General features: G+C 51.8%; 17 protein-coding genes. 4 read left to right on the top strand and 13 right to left on the bottom strand.

Annotated elements, in window-relative coordinates; genetic code table 11:
• Positions 1-20: 20 nt before the first annotated feature.
• The 7 genes from WH45_RS05700 to WH45_RS05670 all read right to left on the bottom strand — a co-directional run bounded on the left by WH45_RS05700 (position 21) and on the right by WH45_RS05670 (position 10,258).
• Positions 21-1,724: a thiamine pyrophosphate-binding protein gene (locus tag WH45_RS05700; RefSeq protein ID WP_046213431.1), complete on the bottom strand. Its 1,704-nt coding sequence runs from the start codon at positions 1,722-1,724 to the stop codon at positions 21-23.
• Positions 1,721-2,944, bottom strand: a complete 1,224-nt coding sequence (locus WH45_RS05695; protein ID WP_046213430.1) for an aldehyde dehydrogenase family protein — start codon at positions 2,942-2,944, stop codon at positions 1,721-1,723. The genes WH45_RS05700 and WH45_RS05695 overlap by 4 nt, the downstream gene beginning before the upstream one ends.
• Positions 2,945-3,063: 119 nt before the next feature.
• Complete coding sequence (locus WH45_RS05690; RefSeq protein ID WP_407668015.1) at positions 3,064-4,548, bottom strand: class I adenylate-forming enzyme family protein; 1,485 nt, start codon at positions 4,546-4,548, stop codon at positions 3,064-3,066.
• Positions 4,549-4,560: 12 nt separating this feature from the next.
• Positions 4,561-5,334, bottom strand: coding sequence for an enoyl-ACP reductase FabI (gene fabI / locus WH45_RS05685; protein ID WP_046213429.1), 774 nt, complete (start codon positions 5,332-5,334; stop codon positions 4,561-4,563).
• Between the two features lie 940 nt (positions 5,335-6,274).
• Complete coding sequence (locus tag WH45_RS05680) at positions 6,275-7,885, bottom strand: UDP-glucose--hexose-1-phosphate uridylyltransferase (RefSeq protein ID WP_082096557.1); 1,611 nt, start codon at positions 7,883-7,885, stop codon at positions 6,275-6,277.
• Positions 7,878-8,870, bottom strand: a complete 993-nt coding sequence (galE, locus tag WH45_RS05675; protein WP_046213427.1) for a UDP-glucose 4-epimerase GalE — start codon at positions 8,868-8,870, stop codon at positions 7,878-7,880. The genes WH45_RS05680 and galE overlap by 8 nt, the downstream gene beginning before the upstream one ends.
• A 206-nt stretch (positions 8,871-9,076) precedes the next feature.
• A complete protein-coding gene (locus tag WH45_RS05670) occupies positions 9,077-10,258 on the bottom strand; it encodes a galactokinase (RefSeq protein ID WP_046213426.1) in 1,182 nt (393 codons plus the stop codon).
• Between the two features lie 252 nt (positions 10,259-10,510).
• Here WH45_RS05670 and WH45_RS05665 point away from each other — a divergent pair, with 252 nt between their 5' ends.
• On the top strand, positions 10,511-11,392 hold the full coding sequence (locus WH45_RS05665; protein WP_046213425.1) for an AraC family transcriptional regulator: 882 nt from the start codon (positions 10,511-10,513) through the stop codon (positions 11,390-11,392).
• Between the two features lie 377 nt (positions 11,393-11,769).
• Here the strand turns inward: WH45_RS05665 and mgrA are convergent, their stop codons facing one another.
• From mgrA to WH45_RS05635, 6 genes are all read right to left on the bottom strand, one after another.
• Complete coding sequence (gene mgrA, locus WH45_RS05660; protein WP_046213424.1) at positions 11,770-12,780, bottom strand: L-glyceraldehyde 3-phosphate reductase; 1,011 nt, start codon at positions 12,778-12,780, stop codon at positions 11,770-11,772.
• A gap of 78 nt (positions 12,781-12,858) precedes the next feature.
• A complete protein-coding gene (locus WH45_RS05655; protein WP_046213423.1) occupies positions 12,859-13,602 on the bottom strand; it encodes an NAD-dependent protein deacylase in 744 nt (247 codons plus the stop codon).
• 56 nt (positions 13,603-13,658) lie between these two features.
• Positions 13,659-14,459, bottom strand: coding sequence for an HAD family hydrolase (locus WH45_RS05650; protein WP_046213422.1), 801 nt, complete (start codon positions 14,457-14,459; stop codon positions 13,659-13,661).
• 220 nt (positions 14,460-14,679) lie between these two features.
• Complete coding sequence (locus WH45_RS05645; RefSeq protein WP_046213421.1) at positions 14,680-15,492, bottom strand: alpha/beta fold hydrolase; 813 nt, start codon at positions 15,490-15,492, stop codon at positions 14,680-14,682.
• Between the two features lie 478 nt (positions 15,493-15,970).
• The gene (locus WH45_RS05640) at positions 15,971-16,633 is read right to left on the bottom strand and encodes a bifunctional 2-keto-4-hydroxyglutarate aldolase/2-keto-3-deoxy-6-phosphogluconate aldolase (RefSeq protein WP_046213420.1); all 663 of its coding nucleotides are present in this window, start codon (positions 16,631-16,633) and stop codon (positions 15,971-15,973) included.
• 96 nt (positions 16,634-16,729) lie between these two features.
• The gene (locus tag WH45_RS05635; RefSeq protein ID WP_046213419.1) at positions 16,730-17,692 is read right to left on the bottom strand and encodes a sugar kinase; all 963 of its coding nucleotides are present in this window, start codon (positions 17,690-17,692) and stop codon (positions 16,730-16,732) included.
• 212 nt (positions 17,693-17,904) lie between these two features.
• Between WH45_RS05635 and WH45_RS05630 the strand changes: the two genes are divergently transcribed.
• The 3 genes from WH45_RS05630 to ilvD all read left to right on the top strand — a co-directional run bounded on the left by WH45_RS05630 (position 17,905) and on the right by ilvD (position 21,347).
• A complete protein-coding gene (locus WH45_RS05630) occupies positions 17,905-18,993 on the top strand; it encodes an acyltransferase family protein (protein WP_235338298.1) in 1,089 nt (362 codons plus the stop codon).
• A 121-nt stretch (positions 18,994-19,114) separates the two neighbouring features.
• Positions 19,115-19,363 carry a KGG domain-containing protein gene (locus tag WH45_RS05625; protein WP_046213418.1) on the top strand — a complete coding sequence of 83 codons (249 nt, stop codon included), beginning with the start codon at positions 19,115-19,117 and terminating at the stop codon, positions 19,361-19,363.
• A gap of 310 nt (positions 19,364-19,673) precedes the next feature.
• The gene (gene ilvD, locus WH45_RS05620; protein WP_046213637.1) at positions 19,674-21,347 is read left to right on the top strand and encodes a dihydroxy-acid dehydratase; all 1,674 of its coding nucleotides are present in this window, start codon (positions 19,674-19,676) and stop codon (positions 21,345-21,347) included.
• Positions 21,348-21,422: the final 75 nt, after the last annotated feature.

Below are 21,422 nucleotides of genomic sequence, written 5' to 3'. Positions count from 1 at the left end.
CCCTTTTATCGTTGTTGAGATTATTTCGTAACTGCCGACAGTTCCGGCAATGGGAAGTCGCCGTATACATGGCGGATTTTCTCATGAATATCCGTCAGTGTGACATGTACATCCACAATGACCAGTCTGCCGGCACGATAGGAGTTCCAGGCTGCGGACAGCTGCTCTGCCGCTTCTTCCCGGCTGCGGATAACTCTATTGTCCACAAATTCATGACGAATGCTGCTCACATCCAGCTGCTCCTGGGCAGACACGAATGGATAGGAACCGTTCAGCTCGGAAGACTGGTAGCCCAGCTGGTTCTGCAGCCAGCCGTAACCGCCGTTGTTCAGCACCAGATACAGTGCCGGAATCCGGTATTCCGCTGCCGTAATCAGATCGGAACGGAACAGGTTAAATGCGCCGTCCCCCACCAGTGCCACGACCGGACGCTCACCGGACGCTGCCGCTCCAAGCGCAGCAGCTGCTCCGAATCCGAGGCTGGTCTGGTCACTCGGCACGATCGACCAGGCCTGCTTGCCAAAAGCAAAATACGGATAAAAGTACGACCACATATCCTGCAGCCCATTTTCCTGCACGAGTACCAGATCCTCGGCACACTGACTGCGAATCAGTTCGAGCAGCTCGGGTACATGCAGTCCCGGTTCACTGGCAATCTCCGTCATCGAAGCATTGCGGCGCTGCACGGCAGCTGCTTTGCAATCGGCAATCCGCTCTACCCAGCCCGAGTCGGCCGGACGAAGCGTCTGCTCCAGCCAGTGGTCCAGTACGGCATATCCGTCACCGAGCAGCCGGAGTCCTTCATACTGATGAGCCAGATCGTTCAGCTCCATATTGACCTGGATGAGCGGCTTGTGCTCCAGCCAGGATTCCCATTCGAATGTGGCGGTCTCCTCCAGGCGGCTGCCCAGCGCGATGACCAGATCCGCTTCTTCCCACAGTACCCGGCAGCTCACATCCGTATACAGTCCGGCGACTCCGCCGAACAGCGGATGATGCTCATCCATCGTGCCGCGTCCGGATGCCGTAGCGAATACCGCTGCTCCATAGGTCGCAGCAAATTGTTCCAGCTTCTCGCCGTCTCCATTTTTCATACCGCCACCGGTCAGAATGAGCGGACGACGGGACTGGCGCAGCAGCTCGTCCGCCGCCTGCAGTTGATGCCTACCCGGCAGTACACTGAGTCTTTCCAGCGGAGCAAAGCTGTCCCGTACCGGAGACAGTTCATCCACCAGCTGTTCCGGCAGTTCGATATAGACCGGACCCGGCGCACCATTGACGGCCAGAAAGGCCGCTCTTTCGAGCGCCCATTGCAGCCTTTCCCCATGCTCTACCCGGTACGCCCATTTGACGAACGGCTTGACCATCGACATCTGATCCGCTTCCTGAAAAGAACGGGTACCGAGCTTGTCCCCGCCGGTACCGAGCGCCAGCAGCAGCAGCGGCACACTCAGGTTCTGTGCTTCCAGCAGGCCGGTCAGCGTATTGCTGAGTGCCGGCCCTTTCCCTACTACACAGACTGCGAGACGGCTGGTAGCCAATGAATACCCGGAAGCCATAAACACCGCATTGCGCTGATCTTTGCAAATAATAAATTCCATATCCGCTTTGGACAGCGGCTCCAGAATTTTCAGATCATCACTCGGCAGTCCGAACAGATGCTTGACGCCGACCGATTCCAGATAACGTACGACGATATCCCATGCGGGCAGTGAAGCGGTCATACCAGAGTCCTCTTGTCCTGCAGGTACTCCGCAACCACCGCCGAGATTAGGATTGGCTTGGATACGAGCGTATTGTTATGGAAAATATAGTTGGACATCGTGCCGTAGCCGCCAAACGCCTTGTTCCCCTGATCCACATCTTCCAGTGTCTCGTTGATGGTCAACGTATGCTTGCGGCGCAAAATATCGCTCAGATGCTCGGAACCGTACAGACTGCAGCCCATCGCCCGCTCGCTGAAATAACTGGAGGAAATGCGCTGGATCAGCTGCTGATCATCCCGGTAACTCACCACGTTGAACACCGGCGAGAAATACTCGATAATGTCGAGGTTTTCATCCAGCGTGCTGTACAGGATCGTCGGGTCCATCTTTTTGGTACGGAAATCAATTCCTCCGCCGTAGACGATAAACTGGTCATGCGTATTGAAGTACTCGGAGACGCTATACAGAGTATCTTTGTAGAAAATCGGCGTGTAATGTGCATCCGGGTCTTGATTGTGTCCATAGGTCAATCCCTGCACACGCTCGATCAGCAGATTTTTGAATGTATCGGCCACTTCCTGATGAACAAGGATGATGTCCGGACCGAGGCAATCCTGACCGGAGTTGAACAGACGCATACGAATGACATCCGTTACTGCCAGATCGAGGTCGGCATCGGGACCGATTACGAACGGGTTGATTCCCTGTCCGAAGAAAATGTACAACTGTTCTTTGCGCAGCTGCTTTTTGATCTGCTCGGCGTTGGAATAGCCGCCGGTGAAGACCACGATATCGGCCGGTTTGACATGCTCGTTGACAAATACTTTCTGGCTGACCTTCTGGTGATAGATCGGCAGACCGTGAACCGCCTGCAGCTTCTCATGCAGCAGACCCACATGTTCAGCCACATAGGATGCCGGACGGAAATCAATCTTATTGACATACAGCGAAGGAATCAGCAGGTACAGTGCATAGGAGTACAGGATCACGTTTGAAGGCATAAATACCGCCATCGACTGCTGCCAGCCGGGCTTATTGTTCCGTACTTCTTCCAGCGCCCCCTGCAGTGTCATAATGGTGGAATCGATTTCCGCATTGGCAGCCCGGTAGGACGAGATTTTTGACAAAATATCCAGCACTTCCTGACGCTGTGTCATCAGATAATTCAGGCACTTCAGTACCGCTCCGTGCCTTTCCAATAACATCAAATCCTCCGTCAGCTTTTGGTCCATACTCATTATTAATCATCCCTTCTCTCCTGAAATAGTTCTGATCATTCTCCTGCTCCGCGATGGCAGCGGAAGAAGTCAGTATAAAAAACTACAAATTGTAGTTTATTAAATCGTTGTTATTCGCTTTACACTAACGTTTCGGCGGATTTACGTACACTACGCTCTGTAGTTTTGGTTATGGCGAGTTTCTCCAATTCCAGCCGATCTACCTTACCGTTACGATTGAGCGGAAAACCGGGCAGCGGAATCAGCAGATCCGGGTACATATAGGTCGGCAGGATATGATTCATTTCCTTACGCAGTTCGGCCAGTGTGAGGGCGGCTTCTTCTTCGATAAAAGCAATCAGCAGACTGCCCTTGAGCTCATCATCCAGCGCAATCACGCAGGAACGACAGCCCAGCAGACTGATCCGGCTCTCGATATAGGCAGGAGATACAAGATAGCCCATCCGGTTTACCGTTTTGCCTGTTCGTCCAACGACGTACAGATTGCCATTATCGGTACAGCCCATATCGCCGGTGCGGAACCATCCATTATGAACAGCCGCTTCGGTCAGATCGGGACGGTGAAGATAACCTTCCATACAGCCGGGAGTCTGAACCCATACTTCGCCGATCTCCTGATCGGGCAGCGGATTGCCCAGGCTGTCCAGCACCTGAATCTGTATACCGGGCAGTGGTGCACCGCAGCCATGCGGGTTGCCCAGCGTTCCGAGTGTTACATTTCCCAGTTCGGACAATCCATAGCCATTGAGCAGCGGCTTGTGGAACAGGGCATCAAACTTTTCTTCAAGGTCTCTCGTCAGAGGAGATCCGCCCACGCACCACATCCGAACCGGAGCATTTTGCAGGGCTTCCAGCTGTCTGGGCTTACGGGCCAACATGCGTAACATGGTGTAAAAAGCAGAGGGATTGGCATCTACGATCGTAGCTCTTTCGCGAATAATGTTCGTAATGACGCTCCGTAGATTCTGTGGGTTGCATACGATGAGGGAGCAGGCGGTTAACCACCATGAGAAGATAAGTGAAATTCCGTAAAAGTGTGAATAAGGTACAACAGGCAGCATACAATCGGTGGACTGGTATCCCATGGCCCGGATCGAATGCACGATATTATCCATGAACAACTGGCCGGCTTTGACAATGCCTTTGGGCTTGCCGGTTGTACCCGAAGAATACAGGATCAATGCATCGCGTCGTGCACACCAGGCGTCCAGATTAAGTGACTCCTGTGGTGACTGAATTTCCATTCGGCGCTGCATCGCCAGGCTGTCCGCGAGTTCGGAGAGCAGGATCGTCTCCATTCCCGGCAGCATCGGATCGGTATCGGTCAGCAGCAGATTCGATTCGGTCTCGCCATGAATATGCAGCAGTTCATCCCGGCCGATCTGTGGATCTACCACAACGAGAGATACCGCTTTGTGACACAGGGCAAACAGTGCAGCGATAAACCAGTACGAGTTGGCGGATTTCAGGATGACCCTGCTATCCGAAGAAAATCCCCGGAGTGACAATAATCGGCTTAATCCGGTTGCATCCTGTTCGAGCTGTTCCCGGCTTGATCTGCCGTCCACTGAAATAATCTGACATTTCATCTGCGCAGTCAGCACAAGGGCGCCTCCTTACATTCCAGTAATATGATAACCGGCATCCACATGAATCACTTCACCGGTAATACCGCGAGACCAGTCCGACATCAGAAATGCCGCTGTATCTCCCACCTCGGCCGTATCGACGGTTTTGCGCAGCGGCGTGATTTCTTCGATTTTTTTGAGCATGCCGTTAAAATCCTTGATGCCATAAGCAGCCAGTGTACGGATCGGTCCCGCCGAGATGGCATTGACACGAATCCCGTGCATCCCCAGATCATTCGCCAGATAGCGCACCGAAGCTTCCAGTGTCGCTTTGGCCACACCCATCACGTTGTAATTGGGAATCGCACGCTCTGCACCGATATAAGTCATCGTCATGATGCTTCCGCCTTCGGTCATCAGCGGATGTACCCGGCGAGCCACAGCGACCAGTGAATAGGCGCTAATTTCCTGTGCCAGACCGAATCCTTCACGTGATGTATCGACATAATGACCATCCAGATCTTCCGGACGCGCATAGGCGATACTATGGACGTATCCATGCAGTACTCCGATATGTTCAGACAAGTAAGCAGCCAGCTGATCGATCTCGGATTCATTTTGCACATCACAAGGCAGCAAAACAGATCCGGGAATAGACTCTACCAGCTTCTCAACACGGCTCTTAACCCGCTCATTCTCGTATGTAAAAATGAGCCGTGCATCCTGTTCAGCGAGCGATTGGGCAATTCCCCAGGCGATACTGCGGTTATTGGCCACCCCCATAATCAAGATATTCTTATTTGCCAGCAATTTTAATCCCATACTCTCTCCTTTTTAAAATTTTGATAGTTAAAATAAAAAAAATAATAATGTGTATCGAACTTACAAGGCTACCTTAATACATCCAGCGTAACCTGTAAATACGTTTTTTGAAATTTAACAAAAAATAACTCAAACCTTACAATTATTGTATATATGTTAATTAATCCTATTTCAAAAGAGCATCACAAACAGCACCAAATCCGTCATTTTACAAAAGACGCTGGTGATACCTGAAAGGAGATGACAAACTCTCCGCAAGCATGACTGTTCCGATTCAATGAAGCGGATACGTTTTTAAGCTGCACCTATCCCGGACTGTACCATTCATGAATCAGCAGATGAAAATTTTTCAGCGATTCATCATTGTCCTGATCCGATTTTCCTTGTCGCACAATCTCATACCCTTTCCTGTTGACTCCCTATTTGGTCCAGAAGACGACTGACTATGTATAACCGATCCACTTGTTCGTGTTCGTTGTTTCGATGTGGGAAGATTTGGTACGTTTGCTTGTATTATAACCACCGTTTATTACCAGTTTCAACTTTACTTCCTTATTTCGCTACACTTCCTGATTCTTAACATTGAGCTTACACAGATTGTGTACTGGCAGCCGATATTCTTTACCTTTATCGTCCTTTTTGATTTTGTGACACACTACCATAATTTGATGCCCTAACGTATTTAAGTAAAGGACGGTATCAGGAATATGCCAAATACACCGGGCTGCTCAAACCCAGCTCCTCTGCCCGTAATCTATAAAAAGCAAAACGGCGGAATCTCTCTGTCATCCCCTCCTGCACGATTCACCATCTGCATCAAAAAAGACGACCCCTTTTAATCAAAAGGAGTCGTCTTCAGGCAGCGTATAATAAAACGGATGCTGTGTAAACGGAATGTACCTATCAGGTTAACAGCATTTAATATAAGCTTAATATAATGCTATTTTTGCCGATAACCGAGGTGCGTCATGAAGCGACCAAAAGCTTCGCGACCGGCGCTATCTTTCTTGTACACGCCGGCATGCTCCATAATCTCGGCAAACTTGCGGCCGACCTCATCCTGGACAGCCAGCATGGCCTGATCGTGATCCAGCTCGGTACCATACTGATCGACCATTTGCTGAATCCACGGACCGTGCAGGGCCAGCTGGTGCTCCGGCTGGGCACGCACTGCTTCCAGCAATGCCATGTCCCCGGTCAGAATGGAAGCGATCAGATCAAGTTCTTCCTTCAGACGACCCGGCAGAATCGCCAGTCCCATGACTTCGATCAGCCCGATATTTTCGCGCTTGATATGATGCATCTCCGGATGCGGATGGAAAATACCGTCCGGATACTGTTCGCTCGTCCGGTTGTTGCGCAGGACCAAATCCATCTCATACTGCTCGCCCCGGCGGCGGACAATCGGTGTTACCGTATTGTGGCGCACCGGCGTACCATCCGGTCCAGTGGAGGAAGCCATGATATCCACCTGCTCGTCGCTGTACACTTTCCACTGCTCATACATATCATTGGCCGCTTCCAGCAGCTGCGAGTCGTTATGGGAACGCAGACGTACCACACTCATCGGCCAGTTCACCAGCTCCAGTGTCAGCCCTTCACGGGAAGGATGCTGGTACACCTGCTCTACAGCAGCCTTTTCGATTGGGAATGTATGACGGCCGCCCTGGAAATGATCATGGGTCAGAATCGAGCCGCCTACGATCGGCAGATCCGCATTGGAGCCGAGGAAATAATGCGGGAATTCATCCACAAAATCAAGCAGACGGCGCAGCGTCTGCTTCGTCAGCTGCATCGGCACATGATCATGATGGAATACGATGCAGTGCTCATTGTAATATACATACGGTGAATATTGCAGGAACCAGGATTCGCCGTTCAGCTGCAGCGGGATCACACGCAGGTTCTGACGGGCCGGGTGGTTGATCCGACCGGCATAGCCTACATTCTCCCGGCACAGCAGGCATTTCGGATAGGACGGTGGCGGCATCAGCTTGGCCAGCGCAATCTCGGCCGAACTCTTCTCCGGCTTGGACAGATTGATCGTCATCTCCAGATCGCCGTATTCGGTCGGCTGCTTCCAGTATACATTTTTGGATATACGGTCCATGCGGATGTAGTTGGAATTGATCGACAGCTGGTAGAACTGGTCGGTCGCGGCTTCGATGCCTTCCCGGTCCAGTGTATCGTAAAAGTCTGCCGTCACTTCCGACGGGCGCGCCATCAGCAGGCCCATAATCTCGGCGTCCATCAGATCGCGGTACGTATCGGTATTTTCTTGCAGCTGGCCGATACTGTGGGCATAATCGATCAATGTGTCGATCATAATCTGAGGCTCGGCAGCCGCTTCTCCCTCACGGACCATGCTCAGAATGGAGACGTCCGGATTGTAAGGTTCGTCAAACCGGAACTTGCTCAGCAGCAGATTACGGCTGTAGTCCAGATCGGCTATTTTGATCATCTGTTTGGCAAAAGCGAACTTGACCAGCTCATCGATCGCCAGCAGTGCGCTGTTCTGTTCTACGGTACGTTCGGCTTTGTTATTATTCATGGTCGCCATATCCCTGTGGATGAGATTCATGCCACTGCCATGCGCTGGCAATGATGTCTTCCAGTTTGTCACGTGAAGGTTGCCAGCCGAGTACGCTGCGCGCTTTGTCCGAAGAAGCGACCAGTGTGGCAGGATCGCCGCTGCGGCGCGGTTCGTAGTTCGTAGGAATCTCGCGGCCGGTTACTTTTTTGGCTGTTTCGATAACCTGCTTAACCGAGAAGCCGAGTCCGTTACCCAGGTTGAATACGTTACTGGAACCGCCTCCTGCGAGGTATTCCACTGCTTTGACGTGGGCGTCTGCCAGATCGCTGACATGGATGTAGTCGCGGATACAGGTGCCATCCTCTGTCGGATAGTCATCACCGAATACGGAGATATGCGGCCGCTGACCGAGTGCCGTCTGCAGAACCAGCGGTACCAGATGGGATTCCGGGCGGTGGTCTTCACCGATTTTGCCGCTGGCATGTGCGCCTGCCGCATTAAAGTAGCGCAGGGCCACATAGCGGATATCATGGACTTTATCAAACCAGGACATCATCCGTTCCATCACCAGCTTGGTCTCGCCGTACACATTGGCAGGTTCGGTGCGATCACTTTCTTCGATCGGTACCTTTTCCGGTTCGCCATAGGTCGCTGCCGTGGAAGAGAAGACGATATTTTTGACGCCGGCTTTTTGCATTTCTTCCAGCAGGCACATGGCGCCGTATACGTTGTTATCATAATATTTGGACGGATTCTGCATACTCTCGCCAACGAGGGAGCTGGCGGCAAAGTGAATCACTGCCGTAATGCTGTTTTCGCTGAAAATCCGTGCCAGCAGTTCCTTGTCACGCAGGTCACCTTCGTACAGTTTGCCGCCCAGCAGCGCTTCACGATGTCCGGTCATCAGATTGTCGATCACGACAACCTCTTCGCCGCGTTCCAGCAGATCTGCCACCGTATGTGATCCGATATATCCTGCTCCACCTGTTACCAAAATAGCCATGTTGTTGTCCTCCTGTCAGTCCTTCCACTCGCAAGCTTGCCGCTTTGCAGATGCGGACGAAGCCTGTCTATGGATGGCTGTGTGTAATTGAACTGCTCCATAACCTTTTACCGCTCTATTATACAGCCTTAGCTTTAACTTTCGATGAACTGCACATTTCAATGAACTGAACAATCGTACCTTCACAATCAGTGGTTCCTGAACGATTAGTTCTGCGATCCGTCCCACTCTTCTACGCCGTTGCCCACACCGCAGATATAAAAGTCCGCTTCCAGCCCAGTGCGCTCACGATAAGCCTGTCCTGCCTGCTGGACGAATGCATCGGTATCATCCTCATGCACCAGCGATACGGTGCATCCACCAAAGCCTGCGCCGGTCATGCGGGCACCGAGCGTTCCCTTAATCCGGCGTGCTTCCTCTACCATCACATCCAGTTCCTCGCAGCTCACTTCATACAGATTGCGCAGCGATTCGTGCGACTCGTTCATCAGCTGGCCGAAGCGCTGCAAATCATCCCGCTTGAGCGCTTCGACAGAAGCCAGTACACGTGCATTTTCTTCCACCACATGTCTTGCACGGTTGCGAACGATAGCATCCTGAATCTGCTCTTCCAGCAGACCGAACTGCTCCGGAGTCAGCTGGGCGAGATAATTCAGGTTATCCACATGCGGCTGCAGTGCTGCCAGTGCAGCTTCACACTGGGAACGACGCTCATTATACTTGGAATCGACCAGTCCGCGGCGCTTATTGGTATTGCCGATGACCAGCTTGTACTGTCCTGTACGGAACGGTACACGGTCATACTCCAGCGTATCGCACATGAGCAGGATCGCATGATCCTTGATTCCGTTGGCGACAGCGAACTGGTCCATAATGCCGCAGTTCACACCGACAAATTCATTTTCCGCCTTTTGTGACATCACTGCAATTTCGACAGTGTCAATGTGACCTTGTTCCATGCTGATCAGCGCATAGGCAGTTACCACTTCGATCGATGCCGAGGAGGACAGGCCCGATCCGTTCGGAATATTGCCGAAGAACAGCATATCGTATCCGGATGTGAGCGTGGTTCCCTTTCCTTTGAGCACGGTCATGATGCCCAGGGGATAATCCATCCATTCCTTTGTCGTTTTCAGTCCGATCTCCTGCAGGGCAAATGTCCCTTCCAGCTCCGGGAAATTGACCGAGGCCAGCCTGACCATACCGTCGTTATTGGCCCGGATTGCCAGCAGTGTACCGAATTCCAGAGCTGCCGGCAGTACATAGCCGCCGTTGTAATCAATATGTTCACCAATCAGATTCACACGTCCCGGAGCATGGAAAATGCGAATCTCTCCGCCGGTTCCGTACTTCTCCGTAAATGCCTGTTTCATCTGCTCTTGATTCATGGGTTAATTCCACCTTATCTGTAAAGTCCGCTTGCTGTGCTGAAGCGTTGTTGCTGATCCCAGTATACCTTGAAAGCGCTATGATATGTAATGAACAGATGTGCCGTGTATATGGATAAATGTGACCTCACTGCGTTATAATCCTACTATAAAACAACGAGATGCAGCCGACCCGCTCCAAATCCATTATCAATCCCAACGTATTCCCGAAATTTTATATCGGCAATCATGCTCAAGGAGGCACTGTCCATTATGCCCGACAAAACCTATCAGGTCGCTCCCAACCCGATCTTTCACGATGAAGGTACACTGTATGTCCTGTTCACCGGAGAGAGCCAGACTCCGCCTTCCCATAGGCTGGGTCCCAAAATCTATGATTATTATCTGTATCACTATATTGCCAGCGGACAGGGACAGTTTATTACCGAGGATCGCACGTATAAGCTAAGCGCAGGGGATTCTTTTCTGATCCATCCCGGCCAGCTGGTCAGCTATGTATCCGACCGTCAGCAGCCCTGGCGTTATCACTGGTTTGCCTTTGCCGGTGATCAGGCTGATGCCCTGGCAGAGCAGGCCGGATTTCATGCCGGTTCACCGGTTGCCCGTTCGGAGCAGCAAGAAGACCCGGGCCGGATCGGAGCGTATTTGCAGGCTATGCTGCAGGCTTTTTACACGCAAAAAGAAAGCTCTGATCTGGCCGCTATCGGTTATCTGCATCTGATTATGGCCGAAGCCAGCGAGCTGCTGACCCGCCAGGCGGCCCTGCCGGGAGCCGAATCGATCACCCGCCGTACGGTCAAGCAGATGATCCACTACATGTCCAGTCAGTATGCGCACCCGGTATCCATTGAGGATATGTGCAGCAGCATTGGCTACAACCGTGCTTACATGTCCCGCATTTTCAAAAAGGAGACAGGTATGACCCCTGTCACCTATCTGCTCAAACTGCGCATCGACAAAGCGCGTCAGCTGCTGCGCGAGCGGCCGGAGCTGTCGACCCAGCAGATCGCCGCTTCGGTGGGACTGACGGATGCTTTGTATTTCTCCAAGCAGTTCCGGCGCTTCTACGGCGTCTCTCCGAGCCAGTATCGCACTTCCATCCAGCCGCCGACGTCGCTTGGTTCACAGCAGTAGACATAAGAATAGGATGCTGTCAGAGCACAACAGTCAGCATCTCATATGCAGCAGTTCATCATAACCAGGACATCTTGCAGACGCGAGGCGAGCATACGGGATTATAAAATATAAACGGACACACCATTGAAATACAGAGTACGGATTACAAAATACAATCATTAATAGCAGCACAGAAGATAGAGTGCATTCTGATGAAAAGAGACATTCCGCCTTTCTCTTCCCCTGCCAGCAAAAAAAGGCTCCCTGCTAACAGGAGCCTTTTTGGACATTGTGGTCTATGCAGTTACTCTCGTACAGAGCGAAGCGCGCATACTTGACTGAACAAGTTTATTGACCCCGCTCTGCATGAGTGGCCTTCTTGCGAGCAGCAGCTTCTACTCGCTGTGCTCGGCAGAAGATTTCAGAATCGTATCGATCCGCTGCAGTTCCTCGGCAGAGAATTCCAGATTGTTGAGCGCTACGATATTTTCCTCGATCTGGGATACACGGCTGGCCCCGATCAATGCAGACGTCAATCGGCCATGACGCAGTACCCATGCCAGTGACATCTGTGCCAGACTCTGCCCCCGCGCTGCGGCAAGCTGGTTCAGGGCACGTACTTTGCGGATTGTCTCCGGCTTGATCTGATCCTGCTTGAGGAAGACTGAAGAACCGGCTGCACGGGAATCTTCCGGCACACCATTCAGATATTTGCTGGTCAGTACACCCTGCTCCAGCGGACAGAAAGCAATGCTGCCTGCACCTATATCATCAAGCGTATCCTGCAGACCATTTTCGATCCAGCGGTCCAACATGGAATAGCGGGGCTGATGAATCGCCAGCGGCGTTCCGAGCTCCTTGAGGATTTGGGCAGCTTCACGGGTCTGCTCCGCACTATAGCTGGAGATGCCGACATATAGTGCTTTACCGGAACGTACAATATGATCCAGTGCCATCATCGTCTCTTCCAGCGGTGTCTCCGGATCAAAGCGGTGCGAGTAGAAAATATCCACATAATCCAGTCCCATCCGCTTAAGACTCTGATCCAGACTGGCAACCAGATTTTTGCGGGAACCCCATTCGCCATAAGGGCCGGGCCACATATAATAACCCGCTTTGGTCGAGATGATCAGTTCATCCCGGTAAGGTGCCAGATCATGCTTGAGCACCTTACCAAAAGTTTCTTCTGCCGAGCCTGCCGGCGGTCCATAGTTATTGGCCAGATCAAAGTGCGTAATTCCCAGATCAAAGGAACGCGTCAGCATCTCTCTGGAATTCTCATACGAGTTGATTCCTCCAAAATTATGCCATAACCCCAGCGAGATGGCCGGCAATTTCAGACCGGTCCGACCGGTACGGTTATACTTCATATTCTCATAACGATTTTCCGCAGCTACATATACCAAAGCAATCCCCACCCTTCAGCTGAATAAAATCCATATTTCCTCACAAATCATACCGGAAGCGTTATCATTATGCAATCATCATCCCTTGTGCAGCTGCTGTTGTACCTGCCGCATCACTGATCCCATTGGCTCGGTGATAATGAGATCAGCATGACGGTCATGCGCGGTTGCCGACGCATTCATCAGTACGGTATGTCTGCCCCGGAAGTACGTAATAAAGCTGGCCGCCGGATACACCGTCAGGGAAGTCCCGCCGATAATGAGCAGATCGGCTGCCGACAGCGCTTCTACCGCTGCAGTGATCACATCTGCATTCAGCGATTCTCCGTACAGCACCACATCGGGGCGGATAATTCCTCCGTCCACCGAACAGCGCGGTACACCGGATTGGGCCAGCACCTCGGCCAGCGTGTATTGCCGGCCGCAGCTCATGCAGTAATTGCGATGCACCGAACCGTGCAGCTCCAGTACATTTTGGCTGCCTGCCTTCTGGTGCAGTCCGTCGATATTTTGCGTAATAACCGCCAGCAGTTTGCCCTGCTGCTCCAGTTCGGCCAGAATCTCATGCACCGGATTGGGCTGCACATCCGGGTAAAGCATTTTAGAACGGTAAAATGCATAGAACAGTTCCGGCTCCCGGTCAAAAAACGGTCGGCTCAACATTTCCTCGGGCGAATATCCCTGCTGTCCGCTTTCCTGATACAATCCAGTCGCCGAACGAAAATCGGGGATGCCGCTCTCGGTGGATGTACCTGCTCCGCCGAAAAACACAATCCGGTCTGATTCTCTAATCCATTCAGTGAGTTGGTTTACTTTATCCATAGGGATCACTCCTTGTATTATAAATATTGTATTGGGGGCTACATGGACAGCCGTAATTATTCCTGCACGGATTGTGAGCCATCTGCTGTGATGATCTGCAGTTCCCGGTAGTCGTGAATGATGATATCAGCATCCGGCAGATGGGTAGGGGCTTCGGCAGTTGGAGCGATGCCGATGCAGCAGGCGAGTTCGGCCTGGCGGCCCATTTGCATATCGGCGTTGCTGTCTCCGATCAGTATCGTATGGCCCGGTTGGACGGACAGGCGTTGGCAGGCCAGCAGGGCCATATCCGGTGCTGGCTTGCCTGACGTTACGAGGTCGCTGCCGATGATCTCGGTAAAGTACGTCTCCAGCCCGCTCCAGCGCAGATGTTTGAGAGCTTCGGAGGTCCAGTCCGAGGTTACGACGGCCAAGGGCAGCCCAGCCTCGCGGCAGCTGTTCAGCAGTGGAATCAGGTTCGGCAGCGGCTGTACCGGACGGGTCTGTTCCATCTGCTCCATGGCCTGGCGGCTAAAGTCAGTGATCTGCAAAATGGCTTCATCCCATGGAACGCCTGCGCTGTACAGCTGCCAGGCCAGTACGGCTGTCGTCTCCTGAACAGAGGCCATCGCCATCGGTCCGCGCGGGTCGTAGCCGGTCAGCTTGCCGGATGCATCATAGATCGTGCCCATCACCTTTTCCCGGCTGCCTGTAAAGGAATGACCGCGATCCTGCAAATAACCTTCCATATGACCCAGCAGCAGCTCGGCCCAACTGCCCCACAGCTGCATAAAATCAAGCAATGTGCCGTCTTTGTCCCATAGTATGGCATCGCACTGAATGTTCTGCGACTGGTATGTGATTAACGCCAACATCATCTTCCTTCCTGTCTGTACTTGTCTCCCTTATTAGTTTACCCCCAAAACCACCTATACAAAAAGCAGTGTATTCTCCCGAATGCTGCACGGGGAGAATACACTGCTTTTATACTTCATCATTTGGTGTTCATACCTTCGGTTGATGTCCGGCTGTTGCCATTGACTGCAAGATAGATACTCCACTTCCTACAGCGAAGATTTTCGCTCCTTGCAGCGAAGATTATTTTTCGCCGGCTGCCGGTATTTCCTTCATCCAGCTGAGCAGTGCATTCACAGTCTGAGCACGCTGCTCCTCTGCACTGACCTTGGCAGGCTGATCACCCTTCTGCTCGCCATAGCTGCCAAACTGACCGTGGTTGCCGCCCTGCACGCTGTAATAGGCCGTATCGGCCGGCAGCAGGGAACGGGAAGCTTCATACTTGTCCTTTTGCAGGACGCCATCCTCGGAGCCGGTAATCGACATCACCGGCAACCCCAGTTCTGCCAGGTTACCGTTTTGATCCGGATAGGAAGCGAGGAAAAATACCCCCGCAATCCGGTCGGTATGGGCTACCGCATACCGTGAAGCAAATACGCCGCCAAGTGAATGTCCGCCGATAATAAATTTCTCATCAGGATGGCTGCTAATGACCGCATCGGCGGCATTGGCTTTGGTAAAGGCAAAATTGAACGGAAATTTCATAATATATACGGAGTGTCCTGCAGCTGCCAGATCTCTGGCAAACAAACTGTAGGATTCCGGTTTCACCCGTGCGCCGGGATAGAAGATCAGACTGTTACCGGTCGATTTGGCAGCATCGAATTCGATCCAGTTCTCTGTCGTATGTACAGTTACCCCTTGCTGCTGTGCGGTCAATGCCTGCTCCGCTTCTCCTGTCGGCCCATAAGGCGTCAGCAGGTACCAGGCAGCCAGTCCGCCCAGAATGAGCAGCACAATCAGAATACCCAGTAGAATTTTACCGATTTTACCGGCACGTCCGCCGCGGCGGCTGCCTCCATAACTTCCTGCATATTTACGTTTCTGTCTAAACATAAGTTCTCCTTCCACTTCAAGCCCGTTTTACCTGGATTACTCGGAGTACCGCATACCGGTTATGAACGGCTGTCTCATTATCCACGCCTGTTCAGCCGGCACTGCAGCATACACCTGCCAGTTTTGCCGAAGCCTTCTTGATATACAAGAGCAGCCTGTCTCCCTGGCAGGACAACAGGCTGCTCTATGTGTAGTATACCACTTTCCATGGAACGGAATATACTTTCGCACCTATCCCGGACCAAAATAGTTATTTTGGAGTAATCATTGGGACTGTTTGACTGCAGAATAAACACAGACCATTTTTACAGAAACATTTCGAAAAATAAATCTAAAATACCTTCCGCAAGCTGGACAGGCTCTGCTAATAAAAAGCCCCGTCAAAAAGTATTAATTCTCTATAGTTCTCTATAAATCTTGACACGATCCCTGTAATTTTATGCACACGTCTGCAAAAATGTATGGAAAGCAGCCTCAATCAGCCCTGCTTGGCCTCACGGTAAGCCTGCATATACTGCTCGGCTCTTTGGCGTACCAGACTAAGATTGCCTGTTTTCAAAGCTTCTGTCGTCAGATCGGAACCGATGCCTACTGCCACTGCACCGCCCTTGATCCATTCACCCAGATTATCCAGCGATACACCGCCTGTTGGCATGAAATTGGCCTGCGGCATTGGACCTTTGAGCGTCTTGATAATGGATGGTTGATACAGATTGCCCGGGAACAGCTTCACGATATCCACGCCCAGCTCCAGCGCCTGCTGTACACCTTCCAGTGTAGTCACACCCGGCAGTACAGGCACACGGTACAGATTGCAGATTTTCACCGTTTCCGGATTCAGCGATGGACCGACGACGAATTCGGCACCTGCCATAATCGCTGCCCGTGCGGTTTGCGGTTCCAGTACGGTACCGGCTCCGATAATCGCAAAATTGTCGCCTTCCGACTTCCAGCTGTACATCCGGCTCAGCTTCTCAATCGCATTCAATGCTCCCGGTACAGTCAGCGTAACTTCAATCACTTTGATCCCGCCGGCGATGGCCTGCTCGGCCATGGCGAATACCTGCTCTGCGGAATCTCCGCGCAATACGGCTACGACACCGTTATCCATCATCTTTTGCAGCAGTTGTAACTTTTTCATGTTGTCTCTCCTCATATGGAAATGAATTTGGAAAATGCATTTGACCTGTCTGTATGGCAATGAGTGAATCCTAACCTTACAAAGATTAACGGCTGATCAGCGCTCTACATGTGCCTTGTTGCTCAGCTTTGCCTGGACCTGGGCATCGGTCGGCAGCGCCTCCCAGTCCCCTACCGCCTGGATGACCATCGAACCATTCAGATTGCCCAGACGTACAGCCTCTTCAATGGTATACCCGCGCAGCAGACCGGTAATAAAGCCTGCACAGAATCCATCCCCTGCACCCACCGTATCCAGCACGCGTTCCGCTTTGAAATAAGGCACTTCCAGCGTGGAATCCTTCTCTACCACATAAGTAAGATCCGGACCGCCCTTCACAATGCTGACCGCCTGCAGCTGACGCAAACGCCGGAAAATCTCTTCCTGATCGTCCGTCTCGTACAGCAGCGCCAGTTCATCCAGCCCGGGCAGGAAATAATCGCATTTCTCTGCCAGCGCCAGCAGTACCGGACGGGCCTGCTCCAGCGTCCACAGCTTCAGCCGCAGATTCGGATCAAAGCACACGGTGACTCCGGCTTCCCTGGCAATATCCATCGCCCGGTTCACAGTCGCCAGACCGGATTCGCTGATTGCCGCCGTAATGCCGGTGACATGCAGCACACGGGTATTGCGGATATACTCTTCATCCAGATCGTCAGGTGTCATATGACTGGCTGCAGAGAGCTTGCGGTAATAGTACACCGATGCATGACCGGAAGCATTCTCACGCAGCATCAGCCCGGTCGGTTCTCCTTCCGCTAAAATGGAACGGGATACATCAACGCCTTCTCCCCGGATCGACTTCTGGATCATCTGTCCAAGCGGATCATTACCGAGTCGGCCGCACCAGCCGGCCGAATGACCAAGCCGTGCAATACCGATCGCCAGATTGCTCTCCGCGCCGCCAAATGATTTGCGCAGCTGGGCCGCATATTCGAGTCCGCGGGAATCTTCCGCAGTCAGCAAACCCATGGATTCCCCGAAAGTGACCACTTCCGGATAACCATTCTGATTATTCATTATCCATCCTCCTGATTCGGCACCAAGATCATGCCGTGGTATGTAGCTGGTCATATTATCCATTTTCGCAACCGCTTTCTTTGTTGTCAATGATGCAGCTTCATCATATATACACAATTTTAATTATGGAGAGCGCTTTCTATTGTGAATTTAATCACAATATTCAATTCTTTTTTGTCTTATTTTTAAATCATTAGAATTGTGGAGGGAAAATGATGAATATCAGCCATCTCTATCAACCGGTTCGTACATCCGTCCGTGCCCGCTGCTCCGCGGCCGGTGAGACTTACTTTATAAATTTGCGCTTTCTGCTAATCGTATGTGTGGTGATCGGCAATATGCTGGAGCCGCTGATCCGTCATTCCGATGTCGCACATGGTATTTTCCTGTGGATCTTCTCGTTTCATATGCCGCTGTTCGTACTGGTCACCGGATACTTTGCCCGCTCCAATCTGCATGGACGCACAGGACTGAAAATCCTGCGCACGATCGGGATGCAGTACATCGTGTTCCAGAGCATTTATTCGCTGCTCGATTTTACCGTTTTCCGGGTGCATGGCATCACGCATTCCTTTTTCGCCCCTTATCTGCTGCTCTGGTTCCTCGCCGGACATATCCTGTGGCGGCTGATGCTGATCGGGATGCGCCAGCTCACCTTTGCCCAGCAGCTGACCCTCTCGGTAGTGCTTGGGTTGGTGGTAGGTTCACTGCCTATGGACGGCGTGTGGCTGGCATTATCACGGACATTGATTTATTTTCCATTTTTTGTGATCGGCTATCATTTCCGATTTGAACGTTTTGCTGCATGGTTCCGCAGCTATCGGCAGGCGCTGGCAGGCGGTCTGTCGATTGCACTGCTGGCCGTATTCATCATGATGGACTGGTCGCTGAATAACGGCTGGTTTTACGGCAACCAGACCTTTATGCAGCTCGGTGTGGATACTTGGCATGGTATGGCTATACGACTGGGCATGTATATACTGCAGTTGATTGCTTCACTGGCCTTCCTTGCTTTTGTTCCGTGGAAGTCCCAGCAGATTACCGACCTGGGACGGCGTACGCTGTATGTGTTTCTGCTGCATGGTCTGCTGGTACGCACGCTGGAAATTTCCGGTCTGTTCACCCATATCAGCAGCATAGCCGGTGTACTGATGGTGATCGCGCTAGCGGTTATATTGACATTGCTGCTTTCCCAGCCTGCTGTCCGCCGCTGGACACACCGGTGGGTCGAGCCGGAGCTGCCCCGTTATGTGCGTCTCAAATTCCGCCATGCCCAGCGCCGATATTCCTTTTTGCGCTGAACAATCTGCAGCCGATATCTAAATAAATGGCTAAATATCGTTTCACTCCATAGAGACCGGGTAATTAAAGAGCAACTACATGTAGCCTTACCCAATCTATTGTGACAGGAGTGATATTGTTATGGCACGCAGCAAGAGCAGCGGGAAAATGAGCCGCGAAGAAGCCGGACGTATGGGCGGACAGGCGACTTCCAAAAACCACAGCAAAGAGTTTTATCAGCAAATTGGTAAAAAAGGCGGTCAGGCCACTTCCCAATCCCATGACAAGGAATTCTACCAGGAAATCGGGCGCAAAGGCGGAGAAGCTACCTCCGAGTCCCATGACAAAGATTTCTACAAGGAAATTGGACGCAAGGGCGGCAGCCGTTAATTCTCCCTATAGATGCAATATGCCTGTGCATATTGCAAGATTAAGCAGACTTCTCTGATCCGTTTCTGGCAGAGACGTCTGCTTTTTGTGTTGTCCTCCGGATAATTAGCGTAATATACGCTAGCAAAAAGAGAATACATATGATAGACTCTATTAAAAACTTTTGTGTAATTCGTGTAGTTTCATGTCGCATTATGCAATTTCTTTTCAGCTTCTGTCTTTGGCCTTACAACGCGCTAAAGTAAAAAAGCTACTATTACTATATATTTGGGGGGAAACCGACACCATGGCAGTTAACACAAACAAGAAGATGCGTTCCGATATGATCAAAAAAGGCTTTGATCGGGCGCCACATCGCAGTTTGCTGCGTGCAGCAGGGGTAAAAGAGGAAGATTTTGATAAACCGTTTATCGCGGTATGTAACTCTTACATCGATATCGTACCGGGACATGTGCATCTGCAGGAGTTTGGTAAAATCGTCAAGGAAGCGATCCGCGAAGCCGGCGGCGTTCCATTCGAATTCAATACCATCGGTGTTGACGACGGTATTGCTATGGGACATATCGGTATGCGTTATTCCCTGCCAAGCCGCGAGATTATTGCGGATTCCCTGGAGACAGTCGTCTCCGCTCACTGGTTCGACGGCATGGTCTGTATCCCGAACTGTGACAAAATTACACCGGGCATGATGATGGGCGCACTGCGTGTGAACATTCCGACGATGTTTGTCAGCGGCGGACCGATGAAAGCCGGTAAAGACAGCACTGGCCGCTCCATCTCTCTGACGTCCGTATTTGAAGGCGTAGGTGCCTATCAGGCAGGTAAAATCGATGACAAGAGTCTGCTGGAACTGGAACAGTTCGGCTGTCCGACCTGCGGCTCCTGCTCCGGTATGTTTACCGCCAATTCGATGAACTGTCTGGCAGAAGCACTCGGTATTGCGCTGCCGGGTAACGGCACCATCCTCGCCGTTTCCGAAGATCGCAAGGAATTCGTCAAGAAATCAGCCAAACAGCTGATGGAACTGATCAAGCTGGATCTCAAACCGCGTGATATCGTTACGCTGGAAGCAATCGATAATGCTTTTGCACTGGATATGGCAATGGGTGGCTCCACCAATACGGTACTGCATACACTGGCACTGGCACATGAAGCCGAGATCGACTATCCAATCGAACGCATCAACGAAGTTGCCAACCGTGTACCGCATCTGGCGAAGCTTGCTCCGGCATCCGACTGGCATATTGAGGACGTGCATCTGGCAGGTGGCGTAAGCGCAGTACTGAATGAACTGCTCAAAAAACCGGGCGCCCTGCACGAGAACTGCATCACCGTTACCGGCAAGACGCTTCGTGAAAATGTCGAAGGCCAGGAAATCCAGGATCATGAAGTTATTCATGCGATCGATAACCCGCATTCCGAACGCGGCGGTCTGGCTGTATTGTTCGGCAACCTTGCTCCCGAAGGCGCGATTATCAAAGTCGGTGCTGTCGATGCATCGGTTGGTGGTTATCACAAAGGCCCTGCCATCTGCTTTGACTCCCAGGATGATGCGCTGTACGGTATCGCCAATGGTCATGTCAAAGAAGGACATGTGGTCGTTATCCGTTATGAAGGTCCAAAAGGCGGACCGGGTATGCCAGAGATGCTGGCGCCTACTTCCCAGATCGTCGGCATGGGCCTCGGTGCCAAAGTCGGCCTGATCACGGACGGACGCTTCTCCGGCGCTTCACGCGGTATCAGTATCGGTCATATCTCACCGGAAGCAGCCGAAGGCGGTCCAATCGCTTTCGTACACGATGGCGATATCATCGAGCTGGATCTGAACGAGCGCAAAATCGAACTGCATATCAGCGAAGAAGAAATGGCTGAACGCCGCCGTACCGAATGGAAAGAATTCGAGCCAAAAGTCAAAACCGGCTACCTGGCCCGTTATTCCAAGCTTGTTACCAATGCGAGCATGGGCGGTATCATGAAAATCTGATCCAGACTTGTCTTCCGGCAGAAATACACTCTGTTTCACGCCGGATCATCCGAGGCTTTCTCCCTGATCACGATC

The sequence above is a fragment of the Paenibacillus wulumuqiensis genome (assembly GCF_000971965.1).
GTDB lineage: Bacteria > Bacillota > Bacilli > Paenibacillales > Paenibacillaceae > Saccharibacillus > Saccharibacillus wulumuqiensis.
Note: the sequence above shows the minus strand (reverse complement) of the source record. Positions and strands in the feature narration are given on the sequence as shown.

Bases quoted from the DNA above. Each gene is read 5' to 3' on its own strand.
- WH45_RS05700 (WP_046213431.1), bottom strand. From the start codon at position 1,724: ATGACCGCTTCACTGCCCGCATGGGATATCGTCGTACGTTATCTGGAA.
- WH45_RS05695 (WP_046213430.1), bottom strand. From the start codon at position 2,944: ATGAGTATGGACCAAAAGCTGACGGAGGATTTGATGTTATTGGAAAGG.
- fabI (WP_046213429.1), bottom strand. From the start codon at position 5,334: ATGGGATTAAAATTGCTGGCAAATAAGAATATCTTGATTATGGGGGTG.
- WH45_RS05680 (WP_082096557.1), bottom strand. From the start codon at position 7,885: ATGAATAATAACAAAGCCGAACGTACCGTAGAACAGAACAGCGCACTG.
- galE (WP_046213427.1), bottom strand. From the start codon at position 8,870: ATGGCTATTTTGGTAACAGGTGGAGCAGGATATATCGGATCACATACG.
- WH45_RS05670 (WP_046213426.1), bottom strand. From the start codon at position 10,258: ATGAATCAAGAGCAGATGAAACAGGCATTTACGGAGAAGTACGGAACC.
- WH45_RS05665 (WP_046213425.1), top strand. From the start codon at position 10,511: ATGCCCGACAAAACCTATCAGGTCGCTCCCAACCCGATCTTTCACGAT.
- WH45_RS05655 (WP_046213423.1), bottom strand. From the start codon at position 13,602: ATGGATAAAGTAAACCAACTCACTGAATGGATTAGAGAATCAGACCGG.
- WH45_RS05650 (WP_046213422.1), bottom strand. From the start codon at position 14,459: ATGATGTTGGCGTTAATCACATACCAGTCGCAGAACATTCAGTGCGAT.
- WH45_RS05645 (WP_046213421.1), bottom strand. From the start codon at position 15,492: ATGTTTAGACAGAAACGTAAATATGCAGGAAGTTATGGAGGCAGCCGC.
- WH45_RS05640 (WP_046213420.1), bottom strand. From the start codon at position 16,633: ATGAAAAAGTTACAACTGCTGCAAAAGATGATGGATAACGGTGTCGTA.
- WH45_RS05635 (WP_046213419.1), bottom strand. From the start codon at position 17,692: ATGAATAATCAGAATGGTTATCCGGAAGTGGTCACTTTCGGGGAATCC.
- WH45_RS05630 (WP_235338298.1), top strand. From the start codon at position 17,905: ATGATGAATATCAGCCATCTCTATCAACCGGTTCGTACATCCGTCCGT.
- WH45_RS05625 (WP_046213418.1), top strand. From the start codon at position 19,115: ATGGCACGCAGCAAGAGCAGCGGGAAAATGAGCCGCGAAGAAGCCGGA.
- ilvD (WP_046213637.1), top strand. From the start codon at position 19,674: ATGCGTTCCGATATGATCAAAAAAGGCTTTGATCGGGCGCCACATCGC.